General features: G+C 57.8%; 15 protein-coding genes. 10 read left to right on the forward strand and 5 right to left on the reverse strand.

Going from position 1 to position 15810, the window contains the following annotated elements; genetic code table 11:
• Positions 1-102: 102 nt before the first annotated feature.
• From ACB028_RS16140 to dapA, 3 genes are all read right to left on the reverse strand, one after another.
• The gene (locus ACB028_RS16140; RefSeq protein ID WP_371144722.1) at positions 103-1206 is read right to left on the reverse strand and encodes a phosphoribosylaminoimidazolesuccinocarboxamide synthase; all 1104 of its coding nucleotides are present in this window, start codon (positions 1204-1206) and stop codon (positions 103-105) included.
• A gap of 142 nt (positions 1207-1348) precedes the next feature.
• On the reverse strand, positions 1349-2473 hold the full coding sequence (gene bamC / locus ACB028_RS16145; protein ID WP_371144723.1) for an outer membrane protein assembly factor BamC: 1125 nt from the start codon (positions 2471-2473) through the stop codon (positions 1349-1351).
• On the reverse strand, positions 2466-3353 hold the full coding sequence (gene dapA, locus ACB028_RS16150) for a 4-hydroxy-tetrahydrodipicolinate synthase (protein ID WP_026455876.1): 888 nt from the start codon (positions 3351-3353) through the stop codon (positions 2466-2468). Before dapA ends, bamC begins: the two co-directional genes overlap by 8 nt.
• 203 nt (positions 3354-3556) lie before the next feature.
• Here dapA and ACB028_RS16155 point away from each other — a divergent pair, with 203 nt between their 5' ends.
• The 3 genes from ACB028_RS16155 to ACB028_RS16165 all read left to right on the forward strand — a co-directional run bounded on the left by ACB028_RS16155 (position 3557) and on the right by ACB028_RS16165 (position 5235).
• The gene (locus ACB028_RS16155; protein ID WP_026455877.1) at positions 3557-4090 is read left to right on the forward strand and encodes a glycine cleavage system protein R; all 534 of its coding nucleotides are present in this window, start codon (positions 3557-3559) and stop codon (positions 4088-4090) included.
• A 23-nt stretch (positions 4091-4113) separates the two neighbouring features.
• The gene (gene bcp, locus ACB028_RS16160; RefSeq protein WP_371144724.1) at positions 4114-4578 is read left to right on the forward strand and encodes a thioredoxin-dependent thiol peroxidase; all 465 of its coding nucleotides are present in this window, start codon (positions 4114-4116) and stop codon (positions 4576-4578) included.
• Positions 4579-4734: 156 nt separating this feature from the next.
• Complete coding sequence (locus ACB028_RS16165; protein ID WP_371144725.1) at positions 4735-5235, forward strand: YfbU family protein; 501 nt, start codon at positions 4735-4737, stop codon at positions 5233-5235.
• A 61-nt stretch (positions 5236-5296) separates the two neighbouring features.
• On the opposite strand, the gene yfbV is transcribed toward ACB028_RS16165, so the two are convergent.
• Positions 5297-5737, reverse strand: a complete 441-nt coding sequence (yfbV, locus tag ACB028_RS16170) for a terminus macrodomain insulation protein YfbV (RefSeq protein WP_026455880.1) — start codon at positions 5735-5737, stop codon at positions 5297-5299.
• 305 nt (positions 5738-6042) lie between these two features.
• Here yfbV and ACB028_RS16175 point away from each other — a divergent pair, with 305 nt between their 5' ends.
• From ACB028_RS16175 to ACB028_RS16195, 5 genes are all read left to right on the forward strand, one after another.
• Complete coding sequence (locus ACB028_RS16175) at positions 6043-7245, forward strand: acetate kinase (protein WP_371144726.1); 1203 nt, start codon at positions 6043-6045, stop codon at positions 7243-7245.
• 52 nt (positions 7246-7297) lie between these two features.
• Positions 7298-9469, forward strand: a complete 2172-nt coding sequence (gene pta, locus ACB028_RS16180; protein WP_268856046.1) for a phosphate acetyltransferase — start codon at positions 7298-7300, stop codon at positions 9467-9469.
• A 374-nt stretch (positions 9470-9843) separates the two neighbouring features.
• Positions 9844-10164, forward strand: a complete 321-nt coding sequence (locus ACB028_RS16185) for a ComEA family DNA-binding protein (RefSeq protein ID WP_026455883.1) — start codon at positions 9844-9846, stop codon at positions 10162-10164.
• 95 nt (positions 10165-10259) lie between these two features.
• A complete protein-coding gene (gene galU / locus ACB028_RS16190) occupies positions 10260-11171 on the forward strand; it encodes a UTP--glucose-1-phosphate uridylyltransferase GalU (protein WP_042028773.1) in 912 nt (303 codons plus the stop codon).
• 213 nt (positions 11172-11384) lie between these two features.
• Complete coding sequence (locus tag ACB028_RS16195; RefSeq protein ID WP_042028771.1) at positions 11385-12782, forward strand: peptide MFS transporter; 1398 nt, start codon at positions 11385-11387, stop codon at positions 12780-12782.
• Between the two features lie 73 nt (positions 12783-12855).
• Here the strand turns inward: ACB028_RS16195 and ACB028_RS16200 are convergent, their stop codons facing one another.
• Entirely contained in the window at positions 12856-13827 is a 972-nt protein-coding gene (locus ACB028_RS16200; RefSeq protein ID WP_371144727.1) for a response regulator, read from the reverse strand.
• 319 nt (positions 13828-14146) lie between these two features.
• Here ACB028_RS16200 and ACB028_RS16205 point away from each other — a divergent pair, with 319 nt between their 5' ends.
• Positions 14147-14830, forward strand: a complete 684-nt coding sequence (locus tag ACB028_RS16205; protein WP_371144728.1) for a DnaT-like ssDNA-binding domain-containing protein — start codon at positions 14147-14149, stop codon at positions 14828-14830.
• Positions 14831-14905: 75 nt separating this feature from the next.
• On the forward strand, positions 14906-15754 hold the full coding sequence (locus ACB028_RS16210; protein ID WP_371144729.1) for a DnaA ATPase domain-containing protein: 849 nt from the start codon (positions 14906-14908) through the stop codon (positions 15752-15754).
• Positions 15755-15810 lie beyond the last annotated feature (56 nt).

Here is a 15810-nt window from a genome sequence, read left to right on the forward strand (position 1 = left end):
AAAAACGGGCCCCGCTCTGGGGCCCGTCGACTTGTTATATAGCTGCTTCATTTCGCCACCAGCAAACGTTTGTTTGTTGGCAGCAAAAAAAGAGCAAGACTCCTAGTCGATCAGACCGTACTGATCGCGCAGGACATCGATGATCTCCTGTTTCGGATTGGCAGCGCGCTCCAGCGGGTGGCCGATGACCTTCTCGGCAATCCCCACGTAGGTGTGGGAGATATCCATCATCACCTCGGTCGGCAGCTTGTTGTCACGGGCCAGGGCGAAACGTTCCGGCATGCGGTTCTTGTTGAGCAGGATATCCGGATCCGGGAAGTGGTTAAGCAGCCACTGGCGGAAACCCTCTTTGGACTTCTCGACGATCTGGCCGTCGCGCAGGGCGGGGCCATCCCAGATACGGGAGCTGTCGGGGGTACCTACTTCGTCCATGTAGATCAGCTTCTCGTGGCCAGCGGCATCCTGGACATAGCCAAACTCGAACTTGGTGTCGACGAAGACCTGATCCAGCTCGGCCAGGGCGTCACTGATCACGTTGAAGCCCTCTTTGAGCAGCACTTCGTAGCGATCGATGTCAGCCGGCGAGCGGAAGCCAAAGGCCTGGTAGTGGCGTTCGATGTCGGCACGGGAGACATTGACGTCGTCCGCTTCTGGCACGCCATCCAGGCCTTTCAGTATGCCTTTGGTGGAAGGGGTGATGAGAATTTCCGGCAGCTTCTGATCCTTCTCGAGCCCTTCCGGCAGAGTGATGCCGCAGAATTCGCGCTCGCCATCCTGGTAGGCACGCCACATGGAGCCTGTGATGTACTGACGGGCGATCGCCTCGATCAGCACGGGGCGGGCTTTTTGCACGATCCAGACGAACGGATGGGGAATATCCAGGATGTGGCTGTCGGCCAGCCCCTTCTCCTTGAACAACTTGAACCAGTGACTGGAGATGGCGTTGAGCGCAGCCCCCTTGCCCGGCACGCCGTTCAGCCCGTCCACACCTTGCCAGATGCAGTCGAAAGCCGAGATGCGATCACTGATCACCATGAGGGCGAGGGGCGCATCGGCGGGCACATCGTAGCCTTTTTCCTGAATGAGTCGGGCACTGTCTGCCGGGGTCAACCAGTAGACGCTGCGCACTTTGCCGGAATGGACAGGTTTATCGGTGCGGATCGGCAAATCGTCGTTCACCGCCAATACTTGATCTGCAAGACTCATGGCTAATAACACTTCCTGTTTGTGGGAGTAATGAAACAAGAGCGCCGGGCTCCTGCTTCCGGGGATTAACATATCAAGCGCTTCAGCCCCTGTATTGACAGGGGGATCAACCTAACAAAACAGGGGCACTAGGCCCCTGTTGTTATTCTGCGTTTGCAGCCTGGTCGGCCAAGCCCTTGGCAAAGGCCTCGGACAGGCTGATATACATCTGGGAGATGACACCGGACGACACCGGTTTCTTGTCCTTGTCGAACAGGGTGATGGAGGTCTTGCCCCCGGCCATCTCGCCCAGCTGGAAGCGGTACTTTTCCTCGTCCAGCTTGAACGGTTCGCTACCCTTGGCCTGCCAGAACTCGGCACCTGGTTCTTCATACTCGACATCGATCCAGCCCAGCGACTGCTGGGTATCCTTGATGATGAAACCGTACTTCGGCAGTACCTGATTGAGACGGCGCCATACCTGTTCAAAGGAACCGTTGGCGACCCAGGCAGCGAGTTCGTTGTTGTCCAGACCCAGCTCAAGCCCCATGCCATCACTGGCCTTGTGCTGTTCGCGAGCCTTGAGCTGGCTATCGTAGTAGAGGGAGAACTGGTTGAGCACCCGCGCGGCATAGCGCTGGGCCTCGGCCTCGCTCATCCGGTTGCTGGTCTCACCGTCGATGGTTTCTTCGTGATCCAGCACCCGTACCGACATGTTGACGGCATGGCGCTGCTCATCGTTGCGAACCGTGAACTGGTAGCGCTGACGGATTTTGAAGTCTTCGTCATCTTCAGCCCAGCCATCGAGGGCGACTGTGTTGTCAAACCAGCCGGTCTGCAACACGCCGGTCTGCTGATCCAGCTTCTCGGTGGAGACTTTGTACTTGGCCAGGAAGTTCATCAGGAACGACCAGGTATCGCGCTCCACGCTCTGGCCAGAGCTCAGGGCATAGTAGGCGATGGTGGGTTCGCTGGCATTGGGCACTACCTGGCTGCCCGGTACCACGGTCAGCAGCTGGGCAGGGGGACGCACGTCAACTTTGGCCCCGAGGGCGCCTTCACGGCTGCTTTCGGGAAGCGGCGGGATATCGAACTGGCTGTTGAAGGTGGGGGCACTCAATCCGGCGGGGATCAAGAAAGCACGGCCCTCGAGACGGGCATCTTCATATTCGAAACCACGGTTGGCCATCTTGCGATCCTGGGGGGTACTGCACCCCGCCAGCACGGCAACGGTCGCGACACTCAGCACCAGACGGGCTCTATTTCCCTTTCCATTTGATTTAAACACTCGCCATCAACTCCGCAGTGGTCAGTGCTTGCGCCATCGCTTGTTCGCCCTCGGCAGTGAGGTCAACCAGCGGCAGACGCAAGGTGGCCGTTGCAATCAGTCCCAGTCGGGCGCAGGCCCATTTCACCGGGGTCGGACTCGGTTCGCAGAACAGAGTCTTGTGCAACGGCATCAAGAGATTGTCGATGTCATGAGCCAGACCGGCATCACCGGCCAGCGCAGCACGACACATGTCGGCCATCCGGGCCGCTGCAATGTTGGTGGTGACTGAAATGACGCCATCGCCACCTTGCAGCATAAAATCACAACCAGTGGCATCGTCGCCACTGTAAAGCGCAAAATCCGGGCCACACAGTTCACGCAACAGCGGGGTGCGGCTCAAATCGCCAGTCGCCTCTTTCAAACCTATGATGCCGGGCACCCTGGCCAGACGGGCCACAGTCTCCGGCTTGAGATCACAACAGGTGCGACCGGGCACATTATAAAGAATTTGGGGCAGACCACTAGCCTCGGCGATCGCACAATAGTGGCGATAGAGACCCTCCTGGGTGGGCTTGTTGTAGTAAGGTGTCACCGATAGGCCCGCCACCACGCCGGTTTTGGCCAGCCGTTTGGCCAACTCGATGGCATGGGCGGTATTGTTGGAGCCACAACCGGCAATAACCGGGATGCGACCTGCGGCGTATTCAACGGTTTTTTCAACAACGGCGATGTGTTCCTGTTCGCTCAGGGTCACCGACTCCCCTGTCGTGCCAACTGCCACGATTGCGCTGGTACCTGCGCTGACATGATAGTCGACCAATCTGGCCAGGCTGGCCCAGTCAACTTCACCCGAAGTCAGCATGGGGGTAACGAGCGCAACAATACTACCGCGTAACATGGATAATTCTCCCGATTTTCAGGGGCGTAATGGTAAAGCTGCCCCCTTTGAAAAACAAGGGAGAGAGGGGGCGAGCCGTGTTACCATCCGGTTCCAAACGCCATGAACGAAAGCCGGCACCGCCTGTCAGGGAAGCGTCATTTGACCAGCGCATCGGTGGCCTAGCGGCGCTTTCGCAACATATAACGGACGAGAGAAGATTTATGACTCACTACCTGGTCGTAACGGCCATCGGCACGGACAGGCCCGGCATCGTCAATGAGGTCACCCGCCACGTCAGTGGCTGTGGTTGCAACATAGTGGATAGCCGCCTTGGCATCTTCGGCAATGAATTCACCTTTATCATGCTGCTGTCCGGTGACTGGAACAGCCTGATGCAGCTCGAGATAAGCCTGCCCCTGCGCAGTCAGGAGTGGGACCTCATCACCATGATGAAACGCACCGAACGTCATCAGTCACTGCAGTACGATGTTGGGGCCAACGCCGAGATCCTGATCCGTGACGAGCATGGCATCGTCAGCCAGTGCACCCAGTTTTTCAGCGACCACGGCTGGGATATCCAGGCGATGCAGACCATGACCCTGGAACAGCAGCCATTCAACCTGCTCAAAGCGAGTTTCCAACTCAATCTGGCCAAACAGGGAGAACCGGAAGGCTCCCAGGCGGCCTTCGCCGAATTCTGTCGTGAACTGGGTGCCGAGTCGTTCGAGTTTATCGTCAATCGCAAACACGCCTGAGGGCGTTTATTCGAGGAGATCCCATGCAACCCTTACAAGCAGGTAGCACCGCCCCCGATTTCACCCTGCCGGACCAGAATGGCAACCCGGTTCGCCTGGCCGATCTGCGCGGCAAGAAGGTGCTGATCTATTTCTATCCCAAGGCGATGACCCCGGGCTGTACCACCCAGGCTTGCAGCCTGCGCGACGTCAACGCCGAGCTGGCGGCTCTCAATGTGGTCGTGCTCGGCATCAGCCCGGACAGCGCCAAACGGTTGAAGAAATTTGAAGAGCGCGATCAGCTCAACTTCACCCTGCTGGCGGACGAAGATCATGCCGTGGCTGACGCCTTCGGCGTCTGGGGTCCGAAGAAATTCATGGGCAAGGAGTATGACGGCATCCATCGCCAGAGCTTCCTCATCGATGAAAAGGGCAAGGTTGCCCATCACTTCACCAAGTTCAAGACCAGCGATCACCATCAGGTGGTACTGGCATTCCTCAAGGGGTAATCCCCCCACTTCGGGGCCTGCAACCGCAGGCCTCATTGCTCTCGGCCGCCCCGGCATTTAGCACCGTTTTTCTCGCCAACTGCCCCGCCAGATCAAAAAATTCATTCTAGATATGGGTTAACGTGACCCCAGTGTCATCTTCCAGTGAGATATCCCATGAACATCAGTAATGCAGAGCGTTTGATCCTGAGCAACCAGTACGAAATCCTGGCCAAGCTCAATCCGGAAAAGGCGGCCTTCTATCAGCGTGCCAGCACCATCATTGAGCGCGGCTACTGCCTGCAACTCCTCGAGCTGGAAAAGCACTTCGGCTACCTGGATCAGGCCACCTGCCAGGAGGTGATCGACACCCTGGAACTGCATCACGCGCTGGCCATCTCCTGGGGCAACCTGGAGGCTGCCGAACAGGCCGAGATCGCGGCCAGCCGGCTGGAATTCAACGGCTACAGCCGAAGCCAGGAGCGTGAGCTGGCGGACTATGTCTGCTTCCTGCTGGAGGTGGACAAGCGCTTCCCCGAGCTCAAGTGCCCGTGCGACGAGCTCTCCAGCGACATCGCCATGCGCGGCAAATACCAGCGCATGCTGGTGGAGTGGCGCCAGTGCCCGCGCCAGTACAAGCTCTCCATCCAGGAGATCCGCAAGGTGCTGGCGGCCTGATGGTCGATATGCCCAACAAAAACAAAGGCGCCCTTGGCGCCTTTATTTTGCTTGCGGTGCATTATTCGTAGAGGAAGGATTTATCCAACTGCTGGAAGGCGGCCTTGAGAGTATCGGCCAGCTCTTCATAACGGGGTTGTGCAACCAGCTGGCGACGCCCGCCCTGCTCATTCATTTTGCCGTTGATCTCGCGATACCAACTGGCCAGCGAGGGGGGCAGACGAGTATCGGCGCGTTTGCCGAGCCAGTAGAAACCTTGCAATGGCAGGCTGAACAGAAACAGGACGGAAGTGATAACGGAAGGCCAGTAGTGCTGCTCGCCAAACTGGAACTGCAGCATGACGCTGAGCACTGCCAGCGCGGGGATGATCTTGAGGGCAAACTCGGTGGCCTTGATCACCCGATTTTCCGGAAACATCGAATTGAGCTCGGGACGACGGGGCCAAAGCGTCATATAATGGTGGCCTTGCTGTAACTTAGTTCCAAAAATGTTCATGCTCATACAACCTCCGAGCGCTTTTTGAACGCACTGACGGCAAAACCTCGACAATTTTTGATGCAAAGTAACAAAGGTTGAGGATGACTTTGTTATTTTTCAACAATCGGGTTATCCTTTGTACGCCCATTTTTGCGTCAACCGCATCTTGCTGTTGGCCTGTCAGGGACGTCTGGACTCCGGGTCTTGTATCACTATACAAGGGGCAAGCAACAGATTGCCAACCCTCATAAGGATAAGTTGAAAGTTTTTGGACGCCCTGCGCCCAACACCATCCGCCTACACAACCCAATCTGCGATAGGATTTATTCATGAGTAAGCTGGTTCTTGTTCTTAACTGTGGCAGCTCTTCCCTGAAGTTCGCCGTCATTGACGCAACCACCGGTGATGACCTGCTGTCCGGCCTGGCCGAATGCTTCAACCTCGACGATGCACGCATCAAGTGGAAACTGAACGGCGAGAAAGGCAATGCCGATCTGGGCGCCGGTGCTGCTCACCAGGAAGCGCTGGACTTCATCGTCAACAAGATCCTGCCGCTCAATCCGGAACTGGCCAAGAACCTGATCGCCATCGGTCACCGTGTAGTTCACGGTGGCGAGCGCTTCACCTCCTCCGTCGTGATCTGCGACGACGTGATCGCCGGCATCGAAGCCGCCGTACCGTACGCACCGCTGCACAACCCGGCGCACCTGATCGGTATTCGTGAAGCCCGTCGCGTGTTCCCGGCCCTGGCCGACAAGAACGTCGCCGTGTTCGACACCGCCTTCCACCAGACCATGCCGGAAGAAGCCTTCCTGTACGCCCTGCCGTACAAGCTCTACAAAGAGAACGGCATCCGTCGCTACGGCGCCCACGGCACCAGCCACTACTACATCAGCCTGGAAGCGGCCAAGCAGCTGAACAAGCCGGTGGAAGAGCTGAACATCATCAACTGCCACCTGGGCAACGGCGGCTCCGTCTGCGCCATCAAGAACGGCCAGTCCGTCGACACCTCCATGGGTCTGACCCCGCTGGAAGGCCTGGTGATGGGTACCCGCTCCGGCGATCTGGACCCGGCCATCATCTTCTTCCTGCATGACAAGCTGGGCATGAGCGTTGAGCAGATCAACACCATGCTGACCAAGGAATCCGGCCTGCTGGGCCTGACCGAAGTGACCTCCGACTGCCGTTTTGTTGAAGACAACTACGACAGCAAGGAAGAAGCCAAGCGCGCCATGGACGTCTACTGCTATCGCCTGGCCAAGTACATCGGTGCCTACGCCGCCGCCATGGACGGTCGTCTGGACGCTGTGGTCTTCACCGGTGGTATCGGTGAGAACTCCGCCCCGATCCGTGAAATCACCCTGGGCAAACTGGGCCTGCTGGGCTTTGACGTCGACCACGACGCCAACCTGGCCGCCCGTTTCGGCAAGGGTGGCGAGATCACCAAGGCTGGCTCCACCAAGGCTCTGGTTATCCCGACCAACGAAGAGTGGGTTATCGCCCACGATGCGCTGGAACTGGTCGGCGCCTAATTTCGCTGTAAAGCAAGGCCGCCCTCGGGCGGCCTTTTCCTGATCCCAAAAAATGAACAAGGGGTATAAAGTGGCACGCACTATTATGCTTATCCCGGTCGGCACTGGTGTCGGCGTAACGTCCGTGAGTCTTGGCGTGGTTCGCGCCATGGAACGTCATGGTGTCAATGTCAGCTTCTTCAAACCGGTTGCCCAGCCGCGTCCGGGTGAAACCGGTCCTGAGCGTTCTACCGCCGTTATCCGCGCCGCTGCCAACATCAATCCGCCCGAGCCGTTCGCCCTCTCCTACGCCGAGAACATGATCACCACCAGCAATACCGACATCCTGCTGGAAGAGATCGTGGCCCGCTTCGAAGAGCACGTGAAAGCGAGCGGGGCCGAAGTGCTGGTGGTCGAAGGCATGGTGCCGACCGACAAGCAGCCGTTTGCCAACAAGCTGAACTACGACGTGGCCAAAGCGCTGGACGCCGACATGGTGTTCGTGACCCACCCGGGCCACGATTCCAGCCAGAAGCTCAAAGAGCGCATCGAGCTGGCCTGCTCCAACTTCGGTGGTGTCAACAACCCGCGCATCGTGGGCTGTGTCATCAACAAGGTTGGCGCGCCGGTTGACGAGCACGGTGTGACCCGTCCCGACCTGACCGAGATGTTCGAAGCGCACCACCATGGCGCCGACACCGGCCACAACCTGGAAGTGCTGCAGGTCTTTGGCAAGAGCCCGCTGCGTATCCTGGGCTGCATCCCCTGGAATACCCAGCTGATTGCCCCGCGCGCCAAGGACCTCGCCAAGCACCTGGCCGCCAAGATCCTGCACCAGGGCGAACTGGACAGCCGTCGTCTGCAGACCGTGACTTTCTGTGCCCGCTCCATCCACAACATGATCGAGCACTTCCGCCCGGGCAGCCTGTTGGTGACCTCCGGCGACCGCTCCGATGTCATCGTCTCCGCCTGCCTGTCCGCCATGAACGGCGTCAAGCTGGGTGCCCTGCTGCTGACCGGCAACTACCATCCGGAACCCCAGGTGATGGCCCTGTGCCAACAGGCCATGGCCACCGGCCTGCCGATCATGATCACCGGTACCAACACCTGGCAGACCGCCGTCAGCCTGCAGAACTTCAACGTCGATATTCCGGAAGATGATCGCGAGCGTATCGAGCTGGTACAGGACTACGTGGCCGGCCACATCGACAAGCACTGGATCGAGTCTCTGACCGTCAGCTCCACCCGTTCCCGTCGCCTGAGCCCGCCGGCTTTCCGTTACCAGCTGACCGAGCTGGCCCGTCAGGCCAACAAGCGCGTCGTGCTGCCGGAAGGGGAAGAGCCGCGTACCATCAAGGCTGCCGCCATCTGTGCCGAACGTGGCATCGCCCGTCCGGTACTGCTGGGTAACCCGGAAGAGATCCGCCGTGTCGCCGAGCAGCAGGGCGTGGTACTGACCGACCGCGTCGAGATCATCGATCCGGTTGCCGTACGCGAGCGCTATGTGGCCCGTCTGGTCGAGCTGCGCAAGAACAAGGGTATGACCGAAGTGGTCGCCCGCGAACAGCTGGAAGACAACGTGGTACTGGGTACCATGATGCTGGAGCGCAACGAAGTCGACGGTCTGGTATCCGGCGCGGTGCACACCACTGCCAACACCATCCGTCCGCCGATGCAGATCATCAAGACCGCTCCGGGTTCTTCCCTGATCTCCTCCATCTTCTTCATGCTGCTGCCGGATCAGGTGCTGGTCTACGGTGACTGCGCGATCAACCCGGATCCCACTGCCGAGCAGCTGGCCGAGATCGCCATCCAGTCCGCCGACTCCGCTGCCGCCTTCGGCATCGAGCCGCGTGTGGCCATGATCTCCTACTCCACCGGTACCTCTGGCGCCGGCGCCGACGTAGAGAAAGTGCGTGAAGCGACCGAGCTGGCCAAGGCCAAGCGCCCCGACCTCATCATCGACGGCCCGCTGCAGTACGACGCGGCCATCATGGAGAACGTGGCCAAGTCCAAGGCGCCGAACTCCCCGGTTGCCGGCAAGGCCACCGTGTTTGTGTTCCCGGATCTGAACACCGGCAACACCACCTACAAGGCGGTACAGCGCTCCGCCGAGCTGGTCTCCATCGGCCCCATGCTGCAAGGCATGCGCAAGCCGGTCAACGACCTGTCCCGTGGCGCCCTGGTGGACGACATCGTCTACACCATCGCCCTGACCGGTATTCAGGCGGCTCAGGCCGAGTAATCGTCCGCCCTCTGAAAAAACCGATCATTAAGGCTGCTCACCCAAGGTGGGCAGCCTTTTTTATTGGTTCTCTTTTGACAACCAGTGAAAGATACCAACAACGCTTATTTCCACCAGTGAAACCCCGTATCTGCTGCCTCATGAATACTCGCAAGGGATTAATATGGATCCCAATAATTCAAATTCAAGAGCTTCAGTAAAAACAGATTGAAATTAGTCAGTTAAATCAATATCAGGCAACTTCCAGAACGCTTATAGCAAACCTTCAAAAAGGGTGCTGGATAACTCCGCTGTCATTTATCACAGTGACGCATTCTACTGCTGCGCTATCTATCAATATGCTGATACAAACAGTCATTGAAGGAAGAAGCAAAATGCAGATACACAAGTTCGCCGCCGTGATGTTGCTCTCAACCCTGCCCCTGTTCAGCCAGCCCTCGCTGGCAGCCGAACAGACGCAGACCAAGCAAACCACTACCACAACCGCCGCCAAGGAGAGTGGCAAACTCAACCTCAATACGGCCACCCTGGCCGAGCTCACTACCCTCAAGGGTATTGGCGAGAAGAAGGCTCAGGCCATCCTCGAATATCGTGAGAAACAGGGGAAATTTACCTCTGTAGATCAATTGGCAGATGTCACGGGGATCGGCCCGGCCACGCTGGAAGCCAACAGGGATATGATGATGGTCAAATAACGTCCGATGAAAAAGCTACAAACGGGGCGGCTTATGGCTGCCCCATTTTTCTTCGGGTATCATGACCCCACTTTATTCCTCCTGGACACCTCTCCATGAAAAAGACACCTCTCGTTGTTCGCAAGGCCGTGCTGCCGGTAGCCGGTCTGGGCACCCGCATGCTGCCAGCCACCAAGGCCATCCCGAAAGAGATGCTGCCGGTGGTCGACAAGCCCCTGATCCAGTACGTGGTACGTGAGGCGATCGCGGCCGGTATCAAGGAGATTGTGCTGGTCACCCACTCCAGCAAGAACTCCATCGAAAACCACTTCGACAAGAGCTTCGAACTGGAGGCGACCCTCGAGAAGCGGGTCAAGCGTCAACTGCTGGAAGAGGTGCAACAGATCTGTCCCAAGGACGTCACCATCATGCACGTGCGCCAGGGCGAGGCCAAAGGCCTGGGCCATGCAGTGCTCTGCGCCCGTCCGCTGATCGGAGACAACCCCTTCGCCGTGCTGTTGCCGGACGTGCTGATCGACGAGGCCGCCAGCGACCCGAAACAGGACAACCTGACCGAGATGGTGCACATGTTCGAAGAGAACCAGATCAGCCAGATCATGGTGGAAGCGGTTCCCGAAAGCGAAGTGGACAAATACGGCATCGCCGATATCAAGGGTGAAGAGCTGAGTGCTGGCATGTCACTGCCGATGCAGGCCATCGTCGAGAAACCGCCCCGTGACGAGGCCCCTTCCAACCTGGCCGTGGTCGGCCGTTATGTACTCTCTGCCAACATCTGGCCGCTGCTGGAAAAAACCCCGGCCGGTGCCGGCGACGAGATCCAGCTGACCGACGCCATCGCCATGCTGATGGAGCGCGAACAGGTCAACGCCTACTTCATGAAGGGCAAGAGCCACGATTGCGGCAGCAAATTGGGCTATATGAAGGCGAATGTGGAATATGCCGTACGCCATCACGAACTGGACGGCGAATTCATCGGCTGGCTGAAGCAGTTCGTCAAGCAGTTGTAATCGCTGATAAATCTCTTATCTACAGACAAATTAAAGGAGCATCAAACGATGCTCCTTTTTCATTTCAGCAACACTTTCTCAATCTTTGATAAATAAAACCCCATCAAATCATAATGTTGTAATTTATCTACGCATGTTCTATAAGGATTAAGGCGTGTTTCTCGCCCTTGCATAAAAAACTTAAAAAAATATAAGACACAGGTGGAAGTTCCAATGAATAACCCGTCAAAAGGGACCTTTTTAGGTCACCCTAAAGGGCTTTTTTTGCTCTTTAGTACCGAACTGTGGGAGAGATTCTCCTACTACGGCATGCGTGCCGTACTGGTACTCTATCTGACCGACCTGACTGCCAACGGTGGTCTGGGCTGGAATCAGGCAGATGCCCTCAAGCTCTACGGTATCTATACCGGTCTGGTTTATATCACTCCGCTCATCGGTGGCTGGCTGGCTGACACCTTCCTGGGGCAACGCCGCGCCATTCTGATCGGCGCCGTCCTGATGGCGCTCGGCCAATTCACGCTGGCACTGCCGCACAGCATGTTCCCGGATCAGGTGGTAACCGTCTTCTACGCCGGTCTGGCTCTGCTGATCATCGGTAACGGCCTGTTCAAGCCGAACATCTCCACCATGGTGGGCGACCTCTATGAAGAGGGCGATCACCGCCGTGATGGTGCCTTCACCATCTTCTACATGGGGATCAACCTGGGTTCCCTGCTGACCGGCGTGATCTGCGGTGCCGCTGCCACGGCCTATGGCTGGCAAGCTGCCTTCGTCGGCGCCGGTATCGGCATGCTGATCTCCCTAGTGTTGCAGGCAACCCTGGCCCAACGTTTCCTCGGCGATATCGGCCGCATCCCTGCCGCCAAGCGCGCAGCCGCCCTGCGCGACAAGGGCCAGAAGGCCCCGCTGACCAAGCAGGAAGTGGATCGCATCAAGGTTATCCTGGTGCTGGGCCTGTTCACCATCATCTTCTGGGCTGGCTTCGAGCAGGCTGGTGGTCTGATGAACCTCTACACCCAGGAGTACACTGACCGGATGATCGGCGGCTTCGAAGTGCCTACCGCCTGGTTCCAGTCCCTGAATCCCTTCTTCATCATCACCTTGGCACCGATCGTGGCAGCCATCTGGGTCAAGCTCGGCAAAAAAGAGCCGAACTCGCCGGTCAAATTTGCCATGGGTCTGTTGTTCCTGGCCATCGGCTTCCTGTTCATGGTGGGTGCCGTGTTGGAGCAGGGCGGAGATCAGAGCGTCAAGACCTCCATGTTCTGGCTGGTGGGCGCCTACCTGTTCCATACCCTGGGCGAGCTCTGCCTCTCTCCGATCGGCCTCTCCATGGTGACCAAGCTGGCTCCGCTGCGCCTAGCCTCCCTGATGATGGGAGCCTGGCTTGGCTTCATCGCGGTTGCCAACTACGCAGCCGGCCTTATCGGTTCCTTTATTGGCGAGTCCGGCCCCTTGGCCATCTTCGGTGGTATCGCGCTTGCTGCCATCATCAGTGCCCTGATCCTGCTGGCCATGGCCAACCGCCTGGTCTACTGGATGCATGGCGCCGAAGGTCCGGCCAAAGAGCCGCACACAAGCGACGAGAAACTGCAATCTGCCACTGCCTGACAGGCTGGCATCACGCATGTAAAGAGGGCGTCCCACGGGACGCCCTCTCTTATTGGAGCAAGCTCGCTTTCACTCAGTGATGATGAACCTGCACCAGGAGTGAGCAGCCACTCTCATTGCGAAATTGCAGCTCGAACGGTTCATGCCAGCTGCGCCTGTGCAAGGCATAGCGACTGCTGCGCATCAACCCCAGGGGCAAGCCGCCGGCTCGCATCAACCAATGAGGGGAGGTTAACCCGGCATTGGCAAAGACCAGACCATCTTCCTGATCGAACAGCAGGGCCGCCATGGCCAGCGAGTGGCGCAGGCCGGACTCCATCAGCTGGTGATTGAGGTAGTCGAGCAGCCTGTGTGGCTGCTCCAGCAACTGACTCTCCTCGCGCTGAAACTGGCGGTAAGGTACGTTCATCAAAGAACGCACCAGGGCGCCGCAAAACGCCGCATCCGCCCCCGCCACCGGCAATTCGATGATCAGCATCAGCAGCTTGTCCGCCACCTTGAAGGTATCGGAGAGAAACAGCGCCCCCCTCCCCTTGAATGTTACCTGCCAAGGGCCCCACTCCTGCACACCCGGCGACTTGAGACCCGCCAGCAGGCGGGTCGCCGCCCTGTCATGAGCCCGAAAATAGTCGACATGGTCCATCAGTTCCAGCTGTGGACTGCGTGCGACACTGCCGTGCAGACACTCGGAAATACTGCGCTCGAGCTGGACATAATTGTCGAGCGGCTTGATCAGATAATCCCGGGCACCGGCACGCAGGGCAGCAGCTACCGCCTCCATGGTGCTCTGGGCCGAGATCACGATCACCGGAATATCCGGGCTGCGAGCCGAGAGACAGGCGATCACCTCATGGCCATCCATATTCGGCATGTTCAGATCACAGAGCACCACATCGGGATGATAAAGCGCTGCAGCCGACAGCCCTTCGATACCATCCTCGGCCTGGAAAACGGTCGCCCCATCCCCCATGAGATAACTCACTAGCGAGTGGCGAAAAACGGCTTCGTCCTCCACCACCAGGATCCTTAGCCCGGCTGTTGACATTGTTATAAAATCCTTATTAGTCAATCTGTTATTTACTCAATAAGACTAGACCAAATCGGCAAAAACGCCGAAACGAGTTCGTCAGAAACGGTCGCAAATCCCGAGCTTGCTCACAAAAACCCTGTATTTGAAATGGTTTTGCCATTCAAGATAACGGCAGCTCATCTGGAAGCCTTTGAAGTGACACGGCCGTCGGGAGGAAGAGCCCGGATTCTCGGCCCTTCTATCAAGGATATCCTCTTCCCGCACCGGCCGGGCGAATTGTGCAAGCCCCCACCATGGGGGATAATGCCCCTTACTCCAGAGCATGAAGAAGACCATGACCCCAGCCGAATACAGCGCCCTCGCCCATCCCAGACTCTCCCACCCGGCCCGCAGCCTCTATACCCTGCAGCTGCGCAGACTGGTACTGGAAAATCAGCTGGCCCGGCTCAACTACCCCGAGCTTGGCCGGGCGCTGGCTGTGGTCGACCCGGGCGATCCTTGCGGCTTCTCCTATCAGGTCAATGCCCGCCAACTAACCGAGCTGTTTGACGAGCTGATGGAGGCTGGTCTCTTGCAGGTCGAGGCTCATGGCGAGAGTGAGCACTATCATCAGTGTCCGTTCCAGCTACCGCTGCTGGCCCAGAAGGTGCGCAGCCCGCTGCCTGATCGCCCGTTCCAGATGCACCTGCAATGGCGCCCTGACGAGGAGCTGCCCGCCCTCGCCCGCCTGTGCGGGGTGATCGACGCCAGTTACAGCGAAGAGGATCTGGGGGAGTTCATCGCCTACTGGCTGGGTCGCCCCGAGGTGTTCGATTCCCAGCACCAGTGGATGCTCAAGTTCATCCGCGCCCTCAAGACCCGCCGCTACGCCCGTCGCCAACCGACGGAGGTGAAGGGCTACCAACAGGTGAATGTAACTTCCTCCATTGATACTGAATCAAATAAACGTGCGTTAGAAATCTTGAAAGACGCACGCCGCCAACACGAAGCACAAAAGAATCAAAAAGATGAAAATTAAACCCATCTTTCAGTAAAGTTTCGCGAACATTGTAAGATATTGAGCTATGCGATCAGCATCCAAAAGGAGTGCCCAATGACCAAACCATATGAACCACACCTCCAGGATCTGAAAGAGATCGAAAATAAACTCCAAAAACAAACTCAAAACAAACAGGCTCAGCGGGTACATGACCCTGAACTAAGTAACCATGTTAGTGGGTTGCTAGAACGTATTCGCCGTCTACAAGCCCAGACAGGTGGCAGCCAGTATGACTACGAAACCCTGCGCAAGGAGTACGACGCCAAGGCCAATGCAGAGGTACGCGAGCTGCAAAAAGCGGCACGTCAGGAGCGGATCCAGAAGCTGATCACTCAAGCAGACCTAAATCCCAATTGGGTGTTTGATAAAATGGATACCACAGACCCAATCCTGCAAGACCCTATAGCAACAGCTCATCAATTCATCTTCGGCTTTGAACAGTGGGGAGGGAGTTGCATGCTAATCCATGGAGGCTATGGTACCGGCAAGTCTACTCTAGCGGGTGCCGTCGCTCACGAACTGATCGCCCGTCATCAGAAATCGGTGATCTTCCAGCAGTGGGCCTCCATCGTCGATCGCCTGTTCTTCAACGTGATCCCCGACCAAGAAGATCGCAACCAGTATCGCCGCGCCTTGGAAGAGGTGGATCTGCTGATCATCGACGAGGTAGCGGCCAACCGGGCCAAGATGGCGGAGAGCCAGTCCAGCTTCCTCGGCCACCTGCTGCGCCGACGTCGCAACCTGTCAAAGAGCGTCATTCTCATCACCAACCACACGCCCGAAACCTTGCATCAGGCGATCGGTGACTTTTGCTTTGAAGCCATTAAGGCATTCAGCCCTGCTGTAGCTATCCATATGAGCGGCCCCAGTAGGCGCACAAGCATCGGCAACTACAACGGCTGACGCCCTCTCAGTGCGTGCGAGTCGCTGGCGGCTCGCACTCTCTCCTTCCTGCCAGT

Source organism: Aeromonas sp. S9(2024), from assembly GCF_041403185.1.
Lineage (GTDB): Bacteria > Pseudomonadota > Gammaproteobacteria > Enterobacterales > Aeromonadaceae > Aeromonas > Aeromonas enteropelogenes.